At 71.3% G+C, this 18,285-nt stretch carries 14 protein-coding genes; 8 read left to right on the plus strand and 6 right to left on the minus strand.

Annotation, left to right across the window (positions count from 1 at the left end):
• Nucleotides 1-62: 62 nt before the first annotated feature.
• Together V5O46_RS10815 and V5O46_RS10820 are read right to left on the minus strand one after the other, a co-directional pair.
• Nucleotides 63-743, minus strand: coding sequence for a TetR/AcrR family transcriptional regulator (locus V5O46_RS10815; RefSeq protein WP_332884303.1), 681 nt, complete (start codon nucleotides 741-743; stop codon nucleotides 63-65).
• Nucleotides 740-2,035 carry a PucR family transcriptional regulator gene (locus tag V5O46_RS10820; RefSeq protein WP_332884304.1) on the minus strand — a complete coding sequence of 432 codons (1,296 nt, stop codon included), beginning with the start codon at nucleotides 2,033-2,035 and terminating at the stop codon, nucleotides 740-742. Before V5O46_RS10820 ends, V5O46_RS10815 begins: the two co-directional genes overlap by 4 nt.
• 188 nt (nucleotides 2,036-2,223) lie before the next feature.
• Between V5O46_RS10820 and V5O46_RS10825 the strand changes: the two genes are divergently transcribed.
• From V5O46_RS10825 to V5O46_RS10850, 6 genes are all read left to right on the plus strand, one after another.
• Complete coding sequence (locus V5O46_RS10825) at nucleotides 2,224-2,982, plus strand: ABC transporter ATP-binding protein (protein ID WP_332884305.1); 759 nt, start codon at nucleotides 2,224-2,226, stop codon at nucleotides 2,980-2,982.
• A complete protein-coding gene (locus tag V5O46_RS10830) occupies nucleotides 2,979-3,791 on the plus strand; it encodes an ABC transporter ATP-binding protein (protein ID WP_332884306.1) in 813 nt (270 codons plus the stop codon). Before V5O46_RS10825 ends, V5O46_RS10830 begins: the two co-directional genes overlap by 4 nt.
• On the plus strand, nucleotides 3,788-4,678 hold the full coding sequence (locus V5O46_RS10835; protein ID WP_332884307.1) for a branched-chain amino acid ABC transporter permease: 891 nt from the start codon (nucleotides 3,788-3,790) through the stop codon (nucleotides 4,676-4,678). Before V5O46_RS10830 ends, V5O46_RS10835 begins: the two co-directional genes overlap by 4 nt.
• On the plus strand, nucleotides 4,675-5,787 hold the full coding sequence (locus V5O46_RS10840) for a branched-chain amino acid ABC transporter permease (RefSeq protein ID WP_332884308.1): 1,113 nt from the start codon (nucleotides 4,675-4,677) through the stop codon (nucleotides 5,785-5,787). The genes V5O46_RS10835 and V5O46_RS10840 overlap by 4 nt, the downstream gene beginning before the upstream one ends.
• Before the next feature lie 5 nt (nucleotides 5,788-5,792).
• On the plus strand, nucleotides 5,793-7,070 hold the full coding sequence (locus tag V5O46_RS10845) for an ABC transporter substrate-binding protein (protein WP_332884309.1): 1,278 nt from the start codon (nucleotides 5,793-5,795) through the stop codon (nucleotides 7,068-7,070).
• A gap of 353 nt (nucleotides 7,071-7,423) precedes the next feature.
• The gene (locus V5O46_RS10850) at nucleotides 7,424-9,844 is read left to right on the plus strand and encodes a SpoIIE family protein phosphatase (protein WP_332884310.1); all 2,421 of its coding nucleotides are present in this window, start codon (nucleotides 7,424-7,426) and stop codon (nucleotides 9,842-9,844) included.
• A gap of 58 nt (nucleotides 9,845-9,902) precedes the next feature.
• Here the strand turns inward: V5O46_RS10850 and V5O46_RS10855 are convergent, their stop codons facing one another.
• Both V5O46_RS10855 and V5O46_RS10860 read right to left on the minus strand, forming a co-directional pair.
• On the minus strand, nucleotides 9,903-11,519 hold the full coding sequence (locus V5O46_RS10855) for a sodium/solute symporter (protein ID WP_332884311.1): 1,617 nt from the start codon (nucleotides 11,517-11,519) through the stop codon (nucleotides 9,903-9,905).
• Nucleotides 11,516-12,025, minus strand: a complete 510-nt coding sequence (locus V5O46_RS10860; protein ID WP_332884312.1) for a DUF485 domain-containing protein — start codon at nucleotides 12,023-12,025, stop codon at nucleotides 11,516-11,518. Before V5O46_RS10860 ends, V5O46_RS10855 begins: the two co-directional genes overlap by 4 nt.
• A gap of 574 nt (nucleotides 12,026-12,599) precedes the next feature.
• Between V5O46_RS10860 and V5O46_RS10865 the strand changes: the two genes are divergently transcribed.
• Nucleotides 12,600-13,268: a TetR/AcrR family transcriptional regulator gene (locus tag V5O46_RS10865; RefSeq protein ID WP_332884313.1), complete on the plus strand. Its 669-nt coding sequence runs from the start codon at nucleotides 12,600-12,602 to the stop codon at nucleotides 13,266-13,268.
• Nucleotides 13,269-13,377: 109 nt separating this feature from the next.
• Here V5O46_RS10865 and V5O46_RS10870 read toward each other — a convergent pair whose 3' ends face one another.
• A complete protein-coding gene (locus tag V5O46_RS10870; protein WP_332884314.1) occupies nucleotides 13,378-15,039 on the minus strand; it encodes a carboxylesterase/lipase family protein in 1,662 nt (553 codons plus the stop codon).
• 32 nt (nucleotides 15,040-15,071) lie between these two features.
• Nucleotides 15,072-16,316: a choice-of-anchor Q domain-containing protein gene (locus V5O46_RS10875; protein WP_332884315.1), complete on the minus strand. Its 1,245-nt coding sequence runs from the start codon at nucleotides 16,314-16,316 to the stop codon at nucleotides 15,072-15,074.
• Nucleotides 16,317-17,146: 830 nt separating this feature from the next.
• On the opposite strand from V5O46_RS10875, the gene V5O46_RS10880 reads away from it, so the two are divergent.
• Complete coding sequence (locus tag V5O46_RS10880; RefSeq protein WP_332884316.1) at nucleotides 17,147-18,154, plus strand: NADP-dependent oxidoreductase; 1,008 nt, start codon at nucleotides 17,147-17,149, stop codon at nucleotides 18,152-18,154.
• The last annotated feature ends 131 nt before the right edge of the window (nucleotides 18,155-18,285 follow it).

Consider the following 18,285-nt stretch of genomic DNA (forward strand, 5'->3'; position numbering starts at 1 on the left):
CGGTGGACGGAATCCCTGCGGGGGTCCCGTGGGGCCACCCACCCGGCCCTGCGCCGGGTGTCTCAGCCGGGCGCAGCCGACAGGTGCGTGAGAATGCCGCACACCTCGTCGACGATCTCCCGAGCCTCACTCTCGTCCGCGCAGTCGCCCAGTTCGCGTGCCGCCCCTCCGATGACGGTGGTCAGTACCCGCACCCGGACCCGGCCGGCGCGGCGCTTCTCGTCGACTTCGAGGAGCCGTGCGTTGCGCCGCACCCAGGCGCGGTCCCACCGGCGGCGCAGGGCGTCGAAGCCCGTGGGGCCGTCGTCCTCCACGAGGAGTCTGCCGAACCGCCGGTTGTCCCAGGCGCCCTCCAGGTAGGCCCTGGCTCCCGCCACGAAGAGGGCGATGGGGTCGTTCACGCCGCGGCCACGCTCGGCGGACAGCGTGGTCGCGGTCCGGCGTTCCTGTTCCTCCCGGAACTCCTCCCAGAGGGCGAGGTAGAGCCCTCGCTTTCCGCCGTAGTGCTGGAAGAGGCTGCCCACCCGGATGCCGGAGCGCGCCGCGATCTCGGCGATACCGGCCTGGGCGTAGCCGCGCTCGGTGAAGACCTCCAGCGCGGCGTCCAGAAGCGCCTTCCGGACCGTTCGGTCCTGTTCCGTGGGGGTCTCGGGCAGACCGGTCTGAGGCTGCCCCGTGCCCTCCTGCGGCTCCGGCAGCCGACGTGCCGCCTCGGTCCCGGCGGGCTCCACGATGCCGCTCACTGGTGATCCTCGTTTTCCCCGACGCCGTCGCGGACGGCGAGAGCGACCAGCAGTTCCAGGAGGTCGGCGATCCGGCGCGGATTGCGCCCGGTGCGTTCCTCGATCCGGCGCAGTCGGTAGTGGGCCGTGTTGTGGTGCACCCGCAGCCGGTCGGCGGCCAGCCGCAGATTGAGATCGGCCTCCGCGAAGGCCCGGATGGTGGCCGCCAGTGTGTCGCCACGCCTGCGGTCGTCCTCCAGCAGCGCACGCACGCGGGGATCGACCAGCTGGCGGGCGAGGTCGTCCGCGCGCAGCGCCAGGTAGTCGAAGGAGGACAGCCGCGGCAGCGCCGCCACCCCGCCCCCGCCCGGCACGAGGTCGAGGGCGGCCCGTGCCTCCTCGTAGGCGCGCGGCAGTTCGCCCGCGCCTTCGGCGACGGTGCTGATGCCCATGGAGAGCATGGTTCCCTCGCGTGCGAGCCGCCGCTGCACCGCCTCGAAGTGGGTACAGAGATCCTCCGCGTCCATGCCGGTGCGGATCACCGGCACGGCCACCACCTCGCCGTGGCGTACGACGACCAGGGTTCGGCCGGCCCAGGGCCCGGCGATGCCGATGGACGCGCTGGTCGCGTAGCCGTGCTCGGCCGAGGTGAGGTCGCCGGTGCGGGTGTCGTCCACGCACACCGCCACGACCGCCATCATCGGCGAGTGGGGGCCGATGCCGTACGCCTGCGCCGCCGCGAGAAGTGGACCGCGTGCCGGTGCCGCGCCGGCCAGGAGCTGGTCCAGGAGATCCCGGCGCTCCCGGTCCGCGTCGGCCACCACGTGCTGTTCGTACTCGACATAGGCCTGCGCGGCATGGGTGCTGGCGTAGTCGACGTACCGCATCAGCGGGGTGACGAGGGACAGCGCGGCCTGCTGCGCCTCGGCGGAGGTGCCCGCGCAGTCCACCAGCACGTCCCACAGCACCTGCCGGCCGACCCGGAAGGCACTGATCCAGTCCTCGAGGGCGAACCCGGCCCGTGCTCTGCGCATGGCTGCCGCGCGGCTGAAGGCCAGGTCCTCGGGCGCGATGTCCCGGTCGCCGGCCAGCGCGGCCAGCTGCATCCGGTAGTGCGTGAGGACCTGGTCCCGCACGTCGTCGAAGAACCGCTCGTCCTGCAGCGCGTAGGACGGAATCTCCGTGCGCATGACCGCGACGGCGGTCTTCGCCACGTCTTCGAGCCGGTCCTGGACCGCGTGCAGGATCCGGCGCCGCTCCCGGCTGAGGGGGTCGGTCAGGGCGGGGGCCGCGAGGGCGGGTCCGCGAGGCATGGACCGATCGTCGCCGCACTCCTCGTGTCCCGTCAACAGGCTCGGCGGCCGATATACCGGGAGTGCTGGGCGCGGCGCACAAACCGATGGCCACGAAGTTGGGTGCTCGCACCCAATGTGCGCTCGGAAGACCCCCACCTACTGTGACGCTCGCCCACCCCCCCTGCACCTCGGAAGGGGCGTCACTCATGCTCGCGGTCGACGGTATCAGCGTGCGCTTCGGCGGGATCACGGCACTGGACGGTGTCGCGTTCACCGTCGAGCCGGGCACCGCCGTGGGGCTCATCGGACCGAACGGAGCCGGCAAGACCACCTTGTTCAACTGCCTCACCAGGCGCTGCGCCCCAGATGCCGGGACGGTGCGGTTCGAGGACGAGGACCTGCTCGCCCTCCCGCCGCACTCCGTGGCCGGGCACGGCATCGCCCGAACCTTCCAGAACCTCGGTCTGTTCCCACGGCTCACGGTCCGGGAGAACGTCATGGTCGGCGCCCACAGCCGGGGGCACACGCGACACCTCGCCGCGGCGCTCCGGCTGCCCCGCGTCCGGCGGGAGGAGAGGGAACTACGTGACCGGGCCGACGACTTGCTGCGGCGACTCGACCTGGCGGAGGTGGCCGACCATCCCGCGTCCGGGCTGCCGTTCGGAACCCTCAAACGCGTCGAACTCGCCCGGGCGCTCGCGGTACGGCCCCGGCTGCTGTTGCTCGACGAGCCCGTCAACGGACTCAGCCACGGCGAGGTCGACCAGTTCGCGGAGCTGGTCCGGTCGGTGCGCCAGGAGTTCGACCTCTCGCTCGTGGTGGTCGAACACCACATGGGGTTCGTGATGGGCCTGTGCGACAAGGTGGTCTGCCTCGACTTCGGACGCAAGATCGCCGAGGGCACGCCGGAGCAGATCCAGCGCGACCCGGCGGTCGTCGAGGCGTACCTGGGGGCGGCGGCATGACGAAACCCGTCACCGACAGCACCGAGGCCGACCAGGCGACTGCGGCAGTGGACTTCCTGCAGGTCACCGGCCTGCACGCCGGATACGGCCAGGCCCGCGTGCTCCAGGGGCTCGACTTCTCCGTCGCCCGCGGCGAGGTGTGCGCGATCCTCGGCCCGAACGGCGCGGGCAAGACGACAACACTGCGAGCCCTGTGCGGCATGGTCCGCGGACGCGGCTCGGTGACCTTGGACGGAACGGAGCTGCTGGGCCGCTCGCCCGAGCAGACGGCCCGTCTCCGCGTCGCACACGTACCCGAGGGCCGGGGCACCTTCAACGACCTGACCGTGGAGGAGAACCTCCGCATCGGCGCCCACCTGCGCACCGGCCGGTGGCGGCGCGACGCCCGCGCCCAACGCGCGGCCGCCGCGATGGACCTGGAGCGCATCTACGGCTACTTCCCCAAGCTCCGGCAGCGGTCCCGGCAGGCTGCCGGCAGCCTCAGCGGCGGCGAACAGCAGATGCTCGCCATCGGCAGGGCGCTGATGCTGCGGCCCTCGCTGCTGCTCCTGGACGAGCCGTCGCTGGGCCTCGCGCCGCTGGTCACGCGCGAGCTGTTCGAGATCGTCCGGGCCGTCAACGAGGAGGAACGCACCACCGTGGTCGTCGTCGAGCAGAACGCCCAACTCGCGCTGGATGTCGCGCACCGGGCCCACGTACTGGAGGCCGGCCGCCTGGTGCTGTCCGGGTCCTCCCAGGAGATCCGCGAGGACGGGCAGGTCGCCGAGGTGTACCTCGGTGTCTCCGTCCGCTCCGGAAAGGGCGGGTGAGCGCCGTGACCGAACTGCTCCAGCAAGTGGTGGAAGGCGTCGGCTCCGGCGCGATCTACGCCAGCCTGGCGCTGGCCCTGGTACTGATCCACCGGTTCACCGGGATCGTCAACTTCGCTCAGGGTGAGCTCGCCATGATCTCCACGTACGTGGCGTGGCAGCTGGTGGCGTCCGGGATGTCGTTCTGGCTGGCACTGCCGGTGACCCTGGCGGTGTCCTTCGCCGGCGGCATGCTGGTCGAACGGATCATCATCCGCCCGGTGCAGCACGCGCCCGAACTCACGATGGTCATCGTCACGGTGGGCCTGTTCGTCTTCGTCAACGCGCTGGCCGGTCTGATCTGGTCGTTCACCGTGAAGGACTTTCCGCAGCCGTTCCCCGACGGCGGGATCGACCTGGGCGGGGTGCGCGTGGACTGGTCGAGCCTCGGGATCATCGCGGTGGTGGCCGTCATGATGGGCCTGCTGTACGTGCTGTTCCAGCACACCTCCATCGGCCTGGTGATGCGGGCGGTCGCCGGCAACCCCGCCTCCGCCCGGCTGTCGGGTATCAGGGTCGGCCGCGTGCTGATGCTCGGCTGGGGGCTGGCCGCGACGGTCGGCGCGGTGTCGGGCGTGCTCGTCGCCCCGGTGCTGTTCCTGGAGCCCAACATGATGGGCGGGGTGCTGATCTACGCCTTCGCCGCGGCCACCCTCGGCGGCTTCGACAGCCCGGTCGGCGCGGTCGTCGGCGGGCTGTTCGTGGGCGTCGCCGAGACGCTGGCCGGGGCGTACGTGGACGTGGTCGGTGCCGATCTCAAGGTCGGCGTACCCCTGGTGATCATCCTGGCGGTGCTGCTGGTGCGGCCCCAGGGGCTCTTCGGGCGGGCGGCGGTGGAACGCGCATGAGCACGGTCACCGCAACTCCCGGCGCCGACCGCACCCGACGCCTGCGGGCCACGCTCATCGCGCTGCTCGCAGCGGGCGTGGCCGTCGGTGCACCCTTCTACTTCGCCCCCTTCCAGGTCTTCCAGCTGACCATGGTGCTGCTGTACGCCGTGGCGCTGGCGGGGCTGAACCTGCTGGTCGGGTTCGGCGGGCAGATCTCGCTCGGGCACGGCGCCTTCTTCGCGGCGGGTGCCTACACGGCGGCGGTCATGCTCGACCGCTACGACACCGGCCACCTGGCCACCCTGCCGGTCGCTGCCGTCGGATGCTTCCTGCTGGGCCTCGGTTTCGGCGTGCCGGCACTGCGTCTGCGGGGGCTGTACCTGGCCCTGGTCACGCTCGCGTTCGCGGTGTTCCTGCCGCCCCTGCTCAAGCGGCTCGAACCGGTCACGGGCGGCTCCATGGGACTGACCGTGGACAAGCTGCAAGCGCCCGCGTGGAGCGCTCTGGCCGATGACCAGTGGACGTACTTCATCGTCCTCGCCGTCACCGCGGTGGCTCTGCTGCTCGCCCGCAACCTGCTGCGGTCCCGGGTCGGCCGGGCCCTGCTCGCCATGCGGGACAACGAGAGCGCCGCCGAGGTCATGGGGGTACGGCTGTCGCTGCACAAGACCCTCGCCTTCGCATGGAGCGCGCTGTTCGCGGGTGTGGCCGGGTGCGTCTACACCTGGGTGATCGGCTTCGTCTCCCCCGACTCCTTCAGCTTCGTGCTGTCCATCACGCTGCTGGCGGGCCTGGTGGTCGGTGGGCTCGCCTCGCTGTACGGACCACTGCTGGGGGCGGCCTTCGTGATGTACGTGCCGAGCGTGGCCCAGGACATCAGCGAGGCGGCGCCCGGCGTGGTGTTCGGCCTGCTGATCATCGCGGTGATGTTCGTCGCGCCGACGGGACTGGCGGGCCTGGCGGGCCGTCTCCGCGGCGTCGCCGCCAGTCGCCTCACCCGCACCACCGCGCCCGCCGCCGGCGACCGGACGTCCGGCTCCGAACCCTCCGCGCCCCCCACTCCGGCCGATCCCGCCCCTGCCGATGCCGAACCCGTGGGCGCACCGCCCCGCACGGAAAAGGAATGAACCACATGCGCATGACGACCACTCTGCGGGCGGCCGCGGCCGCGTCCGCCGCCCTGCTTCTCGCCACCGCCTGCAACAGCCAGCGCGGGCAGGATGAGAAGGACGCCGCCGCCGACGGAGCGTGCCAGGGCCAGCAGACCACCGGTATCACCGACAAGTCCATCAAGCTGGGCGGCATCTATCCGCTGTCGGGACCGGCCTCCGCGTACGGCACGATCAGCAACGGCGTGAGCGCCTACTTCGACCACGTCAACGACAAGGGCGGCATAGACGGCCGCACCGTGGAGTTCGTCGTCCGTGACGACGGCTACCAGCCGCCCAAGGCGGTCGAGGAGGCCCGCAGACTCGTCGAGCAGGAGAAGGTCTTCGCCGTCTTCCAGACCCTGGGCACCCCGTCCACGGCCGCCGTCTGGGACTACCTCAACAAGCGCAAGGTGCCGCAGCCCTTCGTCGCCACCGGCGCCTCCGTCTGGGGCACGGACGGTGACCACCCGTGGACCTCCGGCTGGCAGCCCAACTACATCGCCGAGGCACGTGTGTACGCCAAGTACCTCAAGGAGGAGAAGCCGGAGGCCGAGGTCGCCGTCCTCTACCAGAACGACGACTTCGGCAAGGATCTGCTCGGCGGGTTCAAGGAGGCCGTCGCCGGCAGCGGCATCAAGGTGGTCGCCGAGGAGAGCTACGAGGTCACCGACCCCTCCGTCTCGGCGCAGATGACGAGCCTCGCCCGGTCCGGGGCGGATGTGCTGCTCGACATCACCACGCCGAAGTTCGGCAGCCAGGCCCTCGCCGCCGATGCCAGGAACACCAAGTGGAACCCGCTGCACATCGTGAACAACGTGTCCTCGTCCGCCACCGTGCTCAAGCCCGTCGGGTTCGAGAACGTCCAGGGCGTGGTCTCGGCGACCTATTTCAAGGACCCCGCCGATCCGCAGTGGGCCGACGACGCGGAGATGAAGACGTACCAGGCCGCCCTGCGCAAGTACACGCCCGACTCCGACCCGACCAACCAGTTCAACGCCTACGGCTGGGCCGCCGCCTCCAGCCTGCACAAGGCCCTGGACGCGATGGAGTGCCCGACCAGGGAGGGGCTGCGGGACGCGGTGCGCAACCTCGAGGACGTCGAGGTGGGCATGCTGCTCCCCGGGGTCACCCTCTCCACCGGGCCCGATGACGCCTTCCCGATCGAGACGATGCAGCTGATGCGGTTCGAGGGCGAGCGGTGGCAGCTGTTCGGCAAGCCGGTGGACACCCGTAAGGAGTTCGGCCCGCTGGCGGAGTGAGCCGACGGGGCGGTTCCGGTCGGTGCCCTGACCCTCTCGGAACCGCCCCCGCCCGTCACCGGAGGGCGCGGGGCGAAGTCCCGTGGTGGTTCGTCCTGAGGGCCGCCCGTGCCTGACATCATCGCCATCCCTCATCCCTCCTCCCTCCTCCCTCATCCCCGCCACGCCACGCGGCGGGCGAGGCCGGGGCCTCCGCGGGATTGCCATAGGCTTGCAACGTCAGCAGGTCAGGTGCATTCGGGAACGCCGAGCCACCGCCACGGACGCCGTCGTGCCGGTCACCGGCCACCGTCGGGACCCGCGGCAGGACGTCAGCGGCCGGGTACACGGTGATGCCAGTGGTGGAGAAGCGGATGACGGAGCTCAGCGCAAGCTACGACGATCCGTTCGCCCCGCACCTCGCTGCCTCGGCGGTGCTCGACGACCGGGGAGTAGTGGTCGGATGGAACCGGCGGGCCGAGGAACTGCTGGGCTACCAGGGCACAGCCGTGATCGGTCGTCCGGCGTCCGAGGTCCTTGTCGATCCTTCTGATCTGCCCGCTGTCGTCGCGGCCGCGGCGAACTGCCGCAGTGCCGGCGGCTGGGCCGGCGTCCTCAGACTGAGTCACCGGGACGGGCGGCCCGTGGAGCTGGGGCTCAGGGCTCATGAACTGTCCGGCGACGGCCGGGCCCGTGAATGGTTCCTTGCCGGGGCACTTGCGGGTGACGTCCTCGCATGGCAGAGGGACCGCGCGGTTCTCGACGGGCTGTACCGCCAGTGTCCGATCGGCTTGGTCATCCACAGCCCCGACCTGAGGATTCTCCGCGTCAACCGTGCCATCGAACGGTTCAGCGGCGTCCCGGCAGCGGACTTCGAGGGGCTGCCCACCGGCTGGATGCTCCTCCCCGACGACGCACGCATGGCAGTGGACCGGGTGCGGCAGGTGATGGAGACCGGAAGGCCCCTGGTCTACTCGGAGCAGTTCGTCCGCCTGGAGCAGGAGCCGACACGCGAGCGGGTCGCGTTGGTCTCCTCCTTCCGGATGGAAGGTCCCTCCGGCCGCATCCTGGGTGTGGCCGAGATGATCGAGGACATCACCGAACGCCATCGGGCCCAGCGTCGGCTCGCCCTTCTCGACCAGCTCGGCAGCCGTATCGGAACCACTCTCGACGTGGCCGAGACTGCCAGGGAACTCGCCGAGGTGACGGTGCCTCACCTCGCAGACCATGCGTCCGTGGACCTGCTCCAGCCGGTGACGCGCGGTGAGGAACCGACGCGCGCCCTCGGGGGTGCCGTGGTCCGACTGGGGACCTGCAGTGTCGGTGCCCAGCAACCCGGCCCGCCCCACCCCCAGGGCGAGCCCGTGGCGTTCGGGCCCGATACGCCACAGGCCGGCTGCCTGGCCGAGGGGCGGCCCGTCCTGGAGCCGGTTGTCCCGCCCGACTGGTTCTCGGCGGAAGACCGCCGGGGTGCCCACGCTCCGGATCCGGGCTCCCACTCCCTGATCGTGGTACCTCTCGCCGCGCGTGGGCTGGTGCTCGGCGTGATGACCCTGTGGCGCTCGCGCCGCCCCGATGCCTTCGAGGCGGCCGATCTCACCCTCGCCCAGGAACTCGCCTCGCGCGCCGGCGTCGCCATCGACAACGCCCGGCGCTTCACCCAGCAGCAGCAGACCGCGTTCGCCTTGCAGAGCAGCCTGCTGCCCCGGGCGGTTCCGGACCAGTCGGCCGTCGAGGTGGCCCTGAGGTACCTGCCGGCCAGCGCCGGTCCGGGGCTGGGTGGTGACTGGTTCGACGTCATTCCCCTGTCCGGGGCCCGGGTCGCACTCGTCGTCGGAGACGTGGTGGGGCGCGGCATCCATGCTGCCGCGACCATGGGCCGGCTGCGTACCGCCGTCCACACGCTCGCCAGCCTCGACCTGGAACCGGACGAGGTCCTCTCCCGCCTTGACGACCTGGTCAACCTGCTGGCGGCCGAACAGGAAGGAGCCGGCGAACGGCCCGTGGGCGAGCAGGTCGTCGGCGCCACCTGCCTGTACGCGGTCTACGACCCGGTCTCCCGGCGGTGCTCGGTGGCTCGCGCCGGCCACCCGCCGCCGGTGGTGACCGCTCCGGACGGGCACGCGGCACCGCTCGACCTGCCCGCCGGACCACCGCTCGGCCTGGGTGGCCTGCCGTTCGAGGCCAGGGAGATCGAACTGGCCGAGGGAAGCCTGCTGTGCCTGTACACCAACGGAATCTTCGGCGAACGCCACATCGATGCCGACGTCGGCCTGACGCAGCTGTGTGCAGCGCTCGCCCGCCCCGCGGGCGCCCTGGAACGCACCTGCCAGGCGGTGGTCGACGCCCTTGTGCCCTCGCGCCCCAGCGACGACGTCGTACTGCTGATCGCCCGCACGCGCGTGCTGGCGTCGGACAACGTCGCCTCATGGCGTCTGCCGCCGGGGCCTGCCGGCGCCGCCCGGGCCAGGGCGTTGGCCAAGGCCAAGCTGACCGAGTGGGGTCTGGAGCACTTGGCGTTCACCACCGAGTTGATCGCCAGCGAACTCGTCACCAATGTCTACCGGTACGCCGACGGGCCCGCGACCCTGCGCCTGGTCCGAGAACGGACTCTGGTGTGCGAGGTCAGCGACAGCAGCCACACCGCACCCCACCTGCGCCGCGCCCGCACCACCGACGAAGGCGGGCGCGGCCTGTTCCTGGTGGCCCAGATGTCCGAGCGATGGGGTACCCGCTACACCCGCGAGGGCAAGACCGTGTGGACCGAACAGCCGTTGACCGGCACGCTCGTCTGACTGTCCTCGCGGCCGGCGCGTGGGGCCGCCCGGAGCCGCCCGGCCCGCGCCGCCCTGGTCACTCGGCTGCGGCGAGCAGCCGTGCCTCGCCCTCCTCGTACAGGCGCCGGTGTTCACGGCTGTCGGCGGCGCGGCGCCGGTGGTCGAGGCGGCTGCCCAGCCAGCCCGCGAGGTAGCCGAGCGGGATGGAGACCAGTCCGGTGGTCTGCATGGGGAACAGGTCGAAGTCGGCGTTCGGGAAGACGGCGGACGGCGTGCCCGAAACGGCCTGGGAGAAAACCATGAGCAGCAGGGCGCTGGCCGCGCCGCCGTAGAGGGTGGCGAGCAGGCCGGTGCGCGTGAACCCTCGCCAGAACAGTGAGTAGGTGAGCGCGGGTGCCACCGCCGATGCTCCTATGCAGACGGCCAGAGTGGTCAGTACCCCGACGTCCCGGTTCTGCACCGCCGTGGCGAGCCCGATGGCGATGATCCCCACGACCACGCTCGCCCACCCCGCCACCGTCATCTCGGTACGCGGCTCGGCCTGTCCCCGCCGCACGGCATGGGCGAACAGGTCGTGGCCGAGTGACGAGGCCGCCGCCAGGGTCATCCCGGCGACCGACGACAGCAGGGTGATGAACACCATGCCCGCCACGGCCGAGTAGAGCATCGTCGCGCCTGCGGAGCCGGGGGCTCCGCCGAGCATCTGGGACAGCATGAGCACCGCCGTCCTGCCGTGCGGATCGGCCGCGGTGATGTGCTGCGACCCCACCAGGGCCGCCGCGCCCGTACCCATGATGATCACGAGCAGGCAGAACGTGGTGACGGTGCCCACGGCCCATGACATGGAGCGACGCACGGCCGGTACGTCCCGCGCGGAGTACAGGCGCATCGTGATGTGGGGCAGGCAGGCCACCCCGAGGATGACGGTGATCTGGAAACTGACGAAGTCCAGCCGGCCACCGGCCGAAGTGCCGAGCTGCAAGCCCTGCTGAAGGTAGGCGGGGCCCGCGCCGCTGCCGTGCTGGGCGGCCCTGAGGACGGCGCCGGGACTCCAGTCGAAGCGGTTCAGTACGAGAGCGGCGACCACGATGCTGGTGCCCAGGAGGATTATGATCTTGATCATCTGGATGAGCGCGGTGCCCCTCATACCGCCGATCGCCGCATAAATGATCATCAGAGTGCCGACGATGACGATGGACGCCGTCCTGCCGCCCGCCGCGTGCGGGATGTTCAGGATGAAGGTGAGCAGCGACCCGGCTCCGGAGAGCTGGACGACCAGGAAGGGCACGGTCGCCGAGAGCGTCACCAGGCAGGCAGCGATACGCACGGCCCGTCCGGGCATGTGACGGGCCAGGACGTCGCCCATGGTGAACCTGCCGGCGTTGCGCAGAGGTTCGGCCAGCAGGAACATCAGCAGCACCAGGGACAGGGCGGTACTGACGGCGAGGACATAGCCGTCGTATCCGGTGAGCGCGACGATGCCGGTCGTGCTCAGCACCGTGGCCGCGGAGATGTAGTCGCCCGCGATCGCCAGGCCGTTCTTGAGCGGAGTGAGAGACAGGTAACCGGTGTAGAAGTTCGTCAGGTCGTCCCGGTCCGGTCCCGCCATGACGGCCATCAAGAGCGTGACGGTGACCAGCGTGGTGAACAGAACCAGGACGATGGCCTGCGTCCCGGAGCTGAAGTCGGTCATCTCGCCGCCCCCGCGTTCCGGCCGGCGGGGACCGTCCGCTCCCTGACGGCGCGGGCCAGCGGATCCACCGAACGTTGTGCGCTGCGTCCGTACCAGGAGACGGCCGCGAAGACGACGACGAGTTGGAGGACTCCCAAGGCCATGCCCAGACTCAGTTCTCCGCTGATCTTGGAAGCCATCAGGCCGGGCGTGTAGCAGGACAGCATGACGTACACCACGAAGGAGCCGAGGGCGGTGAGCGTGGAGATCCGCCGGAGCAGACGGTAGGCCGCGCGGAGGGCGGTGAGGTCGGCGTCGGGCCGGTGAATCTCCTGCGCGTGGGCGGCGTCCCAGGTGGCGTGCCGCCCGTACGAGTCGTATCGCGGGGCGTCGTGGCCGTACGGCTCCGGCCACGGACGCTGCCCGTGTGCCTCGGGTCCGGAGGGGATCCCGTGGCGTTCGGAGTGCGGCGGCGGCCATCCCGCAGGTGCTGATGGTCGGTACCGGTTCTCGTCGGCGTACGTCATCGCCTGGCCTTCCGCTACGGCTCGAATCCGTGAGGGTGAACAGAGAAGAATGCTTCAGGCGGCGCACCATACCGACTGGTTGGGATGTCAGTAAGTCCGTCGTGGATCACGTTTCGGACTTGATGTGGTCTCCGGGCGGATACCAGCAGACGGTGGTGGAGCACCCTGCGTCGACCTCACCGAGCGGGCGCCAGGAGGAGTGGACAGGCGGCTGATGGTGCGTGGAGCGATCTCCGTCGTGGTCTCCCAGGCCGGTGGCGGGGCGCGCGAACGGATTTCCCGGCAGCCGGTCCTGCCTGGGCACCCGGCTCTTCGGACAGTGACGGCCGCCCGCCGACGGCATCCGTCACTGTCCGGCACCGCGCCCAGGATGTCGTCGCGCCCGGTATGTCTCGGGGCTGCACAGCCGCGGGCCGGTTCCCGGGCGGCACGGCGGTGGACCCCGGCGCCGGGAGGTGTCCGTTGCGGCGCCGGCTCCTCTCGGCCGACGAAGGCCGCCGGACACGGCCGGATGTGATGCCGAGAAGTTCCGCGCGGCCGATCGGGCACCGGCTTCTCGCCTACAGTCGGCGGCATGACACAGGCACCGGCCCCGGACCGCGGCGCACGGTCCCGCGACGCGATTCTCGACACCGCCGCCGAACTGATGTCGCGGTACGGCTACGCCGCCACGTCCATCTCCATGATCTCGGCCGAGTGCGGTCTGCCGCCCAGCTCGATCTACTGGCACTTCGGCAGCAAGGACGGGATCTACGTCGCGGTGCTGGAGCGCGCCAGGATCGAGCTCCTGGCGGCCCTGCCACCGGTCGAGGTGCCGGGCGCCGACGTCGCGCAGCGCCTGGACGCCTTCCTCGCGGAGGTCGAGGACGCCTTCCGGCGCCACCCGCACGGTCTGAAACTGCTGCTGGGGCTGGGCATGGTGCAGCAGGACGCCAGCGCGGCGGCCGTGGCCGAGGTGCACCACTACCGCGACGCGCTGGTGGTCTGGGCCCGGGATGCGCTGAGCGCCGTCTTCGGACTGGATGACCGCCCGGAGGTTGCGGACGAACTGGCGCGCTTCACACTCAGATTGGCGAGCGGCACCGCCGTCGCCCGCTGGTTCGAACCGGGCGTCGTCCTGGAGACCAGGCCGTTGCGCGTCGCCCTGCTGGCGCTCGCGGCCCACCACAACGCTCCGGCGCGCGGATCCTCGGGCGGGGGAGCCCTTTCCTGCGGCGTCGCGGACGGGGAGTACGGGGAATGACGACTGGACGTGTGCCGGGCGACCGACCGGGCACAGGCCGACGTGCGGGGCGCTCTCCAGGAACGTCTCGGGCACTGTGGGGTCGCGTTGCGGCGCAGGCGACTCGATGTCATCGCCCGGACTCCCGCGAGGTGAGGGAGGGGAGCCAGAACGCGCAGCGGTGGTCGGTCGCGAAGTCCTTCGTGGGTGCGACCCGGTCCGGCGCCAGTACCTGGATGCCGTCCCCTTCGGCCGTGTAGCGGGGCCAGGCGGGGGCGCCGCGCCCGTTGGGGTCGCCGGTGGCGGCGAACCGGGCCCAGTACGCCGTCATCGTGGCGGACAGCCGCTGCTGGGCGGGCGTCAGGTGCAGGGAGTCAACGGGGAAGAGGTAGGCCAGTTCGGAGGCGTGGAACGCGCCCTGTGGCGTGTGGGGGGCCGGGATGAACGGTGGTGCCTGGGGGTCGTGGAACTCGTAGGCGTACACGGGCGCCCGGCCGGCGTAGAGCCGGCTGTCGGCCCGAGCCGGGCAGGCGAACCGCTGATCGGTGCTGACGGCGGAATAGGCCAGGTTGGGGGACGGGTATGCCGCGGCCGGATACGTGGCGAGGACCGCTGCCGCGCGGGCGCCGTGCCGGAGCCGGATCAGGGCGGCGTACGAGGCGTCCGTGAGGGGGCCGCCGCCGAGCAGATCCACGTACAGGGCGGTGAAGTACCGGTACTCGTCGTGGGTGTTGCCGTTCAGGGTCGGGACCGCATTCACCCGGCCCTCGGCCCACGCCTGGTGCGGAGGGCGCGGCAGGACACGTGGCCCGGTGTTCGGGCTCCACAAGGAGGCCGCCCCGGTCCCGGCGCCGCGAAGGAACTCGGTGGCGGGCAGGGCGCGCAGACACGACGCTGCGGTCGTCGGGTCCGGGCAGCCGACCGAGGCGGCGAAGTCGCTTCCCTTCTGCTCTGCCGCGCCGAGCGTCAGCGGTGCCGGACCGCCTTCCGAGGCGCAGCTCCCGCTCTGCTGGATCGCCCGCTGGAACAGGCCTCTGGCGGTCGGGGAGGCGATGTGGGCGCAGGTGTCCGCCGATCCGGCTGACTGGCCGCCCAGGGTCACCCGGCTGTGGTCGCCCCCGAAGGCGTCGATGTTGCGCCGAACCCAGCGCAGCGCGGCCTGCTGATCCATCAGGCCGTAGTCGCCGGATGCCTGGTCGCTGCTCTCCGACGACAGAGCGGGGTGGGCGAGGAACCCCAGTGCTCCCAGACGGTAGTTGACGGTCACCACGACCACGCCGTGCGCGGCCAGCGCGGAGCCGTCGTAGTCGCTGCCCGCGCCGAAGGCGTTGCCGCCGCCGTGCAGCCACACCAGCACCGGGAGGGGCCGGACGCCGGTGCGGGCCGGTGTCCACACGTTCAGGTACAGGCAGTCCTCCGTCGTGCTGCCGGTGCGGTTGGACTCGCCGGGCAGGACGGGGCCGCCGTCGGGGAGCAGTGTCAGGGGCGGTTGGGGACAGGGGTCGGCCGGTGCGGTGGCGTCGCGTACGCCGGACCATCGTCCGGCCGGCCCCGGGGGACGCCAGCGCCGCTCACCCGTCGGGGGAGCGGCGAAGGGGATGCCCTGGAAGACCCGGCCGCCGTCGCGGTGGGCCGCGCCGCGCACCCAGCCGCGGTCGGTGCGCACGACCAGGGAGCCGGGAGCGGCATCGGCCCGGGCCGTGGGCGGAGGAGCGGCGAGGGTGGACAGCAGCAGGGCCAGAACCGCGGTCACGGCGCGGGCCAGGGTGGTGCGCAGGCTCGGTGAGCTCATCGCATCTCCTGATGCCGGCGCGGGTGGCGTGGTCATGGCGTGTGCTCGTAGGCGCCGATGTCGCAGGCGGTGCCCTGGGGGCGGGAGACTCCGCGCTGATCGGTGGCCGGGCAGTCGACCGCTGCGTCAAGGGCGGGGCTTCCCGGCAGCAGCGCGGCGGTGTCCGTGGGGCCGCCGTTGTCGGCGAGCGGGCCGATCAGCGGTGCACGGCTGGGCAGGTCGCCCGCGGCGGTGAGTCGGCAACTGCCGTCACCGTCGAGGTTGTGGCCTTGCGACACGATGGCGGCGAAGGCCCTCTTGCAGTCGGCCGCCTTGCCGTCGACGGTGTTCCCGGCCACGACGGAGTTGCGCAACGTCAGCCGCCCCAGCGGCAGATCGACGATGTCGGGGATCGGGAAGGGCAGGCTGTCGAGGTAGGCGGGGGCGATGTTGATCCCGCCTCCGCCGTCACTCGAACTGTTCCCGGAAATCGTCGAGTTGACGATCGCAACGGGCTCCAGTCCGCGGATGTCGATTCCTCCGCCGTATCCGGCGAGGCTGCCGGGGCGGTCGCCCGGATTCGTCACGTGGTTGTCGGCGACCGTGGAGTTGGTCACGGTGCCGCTGTCGTCGAATCTGATGCCCCCGGCCTCTCCCGCTTTGTTTCCGCTGACGGTGCTGTCGATCAGATCGAGGTGCGAGCCGGGGACGTTGAAGATGCCACCGCCGTAGCCCGCGGAGTTCCCGGTCACGGCGACCCGTCGCAGCAGCAGGCGGTGTCCGTTGGCGATGCCGCCGCCACCGGTGTCGGTGATGGGGAGTTCGCGTTGCCTGGCCACTCCACCGGTGATGGTCAGATCGGACAGCGTCGTGTCCGCCTGCATGCGGAAGGCGCGGTCGAGGCGGTTGGCGTCGATGACGGTGGTCCGCGCGCCGGAGCCGCGGATCGTGGTGGGTGCGGTGACGTTCAGGTCGCCCGTGGTCGGGTCGGGATTGTCTCCGGTGATCAGGCGGGGATCGGGTGGGATGGTCAGCCGGTGGTGGCCCGGAGGCAGTGTGATGGTGCTGCCCGGGCGGGAGTTGGCGGCCATCACCGCGGCGCGCAGGCTGCAGGCACCCGACGCGGTGCGGCACAGGCCGTCCGACGGATCGGTGTCGACCGCATCGGACGTGGTGTCCACGGTGAACTCCGCCGGTCCGTCGTCCGTGGGCGCGGCGGCCCTGGCGGTGGGGGCTGCGAGTGCGGCTGCCGTGGCGAGGGCGATGGCCAGTGCAGCCGGACCGGTTCGGATGTGCATCACATGAACTCCTCTCGGCGAGCAAGGGGGAAGGGCTTGTGGCTGATGCGAGAGCGGGTGACTCGGCTGGTACGAGGGTCTTGTGCCGGTGCGGGGTGCGGCTCGGTTGCGAGATGCGGCGGGGCGTCTTCCGGAGTGCGCCGGAGCGGCGAGGCGGGCCGGAGCCGCGGGGATGGCGGAGGGCGAACGGCGGGTGAGCCGGCTTGCTCTGTAGGGAGCGTTCCATTCAGGGAACCTCGTGTCTACCGACCGGTAGGGGAATGACCGGAAAGAGACGGCACGCTGCATCGGGCGGAAACCGCCCGAGCGCCGAGGAGCCGAGTGGGTCCCCTCGCAACCATGGCTGCCGGCTGCTGGATCCGTGGCGGCATCCACCACGCCGCGGGCGTGGTCGTCCGGAGACGAGCCGTCACTCGGCTTCCGGGTACGGGCCGGCGGTCGGCCGAACTTGAGCAGGCAGGCTTCGACGACGGCGTGGCCGAAAGGGGTCGCGTGTTCGGCGAGATGCTCGCAGCCGACGTCATCAGGTGCCGGTGGGCGTACCACCGGGGTTCGGCGTGGGGCGGCCGTCACCCGTGTCCGGGGACGGGTACCGGTTCTCGCCGGCGAACGTCATCGCCGGGGCCTTCCGCTGCGGATCGGACGAGTGACGGTCGGCGGGGACGAGTTCCGGCGGGGGCGGCGCGCAGCACCGGCTGGTTGGGATGTCCATGGGGGCGCTGTGCCTCGCATTTCGAGGCCGTACGGCCTGCCCTGTGGCGAACATCACACACTTCGACATACCTACCGGTCGGTACCATGCGGCGAAGCCGTGAGCGACAGGAGGCGCGATGTCTGCGACCAACCGCCAGATCCGTCTGGCAGCCCGCCCCGTGGGCGAGGTCAAGCCCGATGACTGGGAGCACTTTGCGGGACCCGTCGACGAGCCGGGCCCGGGCCGATTCGCGGGCCGGACGCGCGTGATCTCCCTGGACCCGGCGATGCGGGGCTGGCTGGACGACCGTCCCTCCTATCTGCCGCCGGTGGGCATCGGGGAGGTGATGCGCGCCGGATCGGTCATCGAGGTCACCGCGTCCAACAACCCCGACTTCCAGCCGGGCGATCACGTGGTCGGCACGTTCGGGGTCCAGGAACACGTGGTCTCGGACGGCAAGGGCGCACTGAAGATCGACACCTCCCTCGCCCCGCCCTCGACCTACCTCGGGGCGCTGGGTATGCCCGGCATGACCGCCTACTTCGGCCTGCTGGACGTCGGTGCGCTGAAGGACGGCGAGACCGTCGTGGTGTCCGGTGCGGCCGGGGCGGTCGGCACCATCGCCGGTCAGATCGCCAAGGCCAAGGGCTGCCGGGTCGTGGGCATCGCCGGAGGCCCGGACAAGTGCGCCATGCTCGTCGACGAACTGGGATTCGACGCCGCGATCGACTACCGCGCCGAGGACGTCAGGAAGGCGCTGCGCCGGGAGGCCCCCGACGGCATCGACGTCTATTTCGACAACGTCGGCGGTGACATCCTCGACGCGGCCCTGACGCGGCTGGCGATGCACGCGCGCGTCGTGGTCTGCGGTGCGATCAGCCAGTACAACAACGCCGCACCGGTCAAGGGCCCGTCCAACTACCTCACCCTGCTGGTGCGCCGCGCCCGCATGGAGGGCTTCGTCGTCTTCGACTACGCCAAGCGCTACGCGCAGGCCGCGCAGGAGATCTCCGCCTGGATCGGCGCCGGCCGCATCAAGGTCAAGGAGCATGTGGTGACGGGGAGCGTGGACGACTTCCCCGAGACGCTGCAGATGCTCTTCCGCGGGGAGAACGTCGGCAAGCTCGTCCTGGAGCTGGCATGACCGCCGCCGGGAGCGACGTCGCCACCCGCCGGGACCGACGGACGGCGGCGTGCTCCAGGGCAAGGTGAAACCCGTGTCATCGGTTGCGACGGCGGACCGGGCGGTACACGGCACTGCCGCCGAAGGCACAG

This window comes from Streptomyces poriticola (assembly GCF_036689765.1).
Taxonomy (GTDB): Bacteria; Actinomycetota; Actinomycetes; order Streptomycetales; family Streptomycetaceae; genus Streptomyces; species Streptomyces poriticola.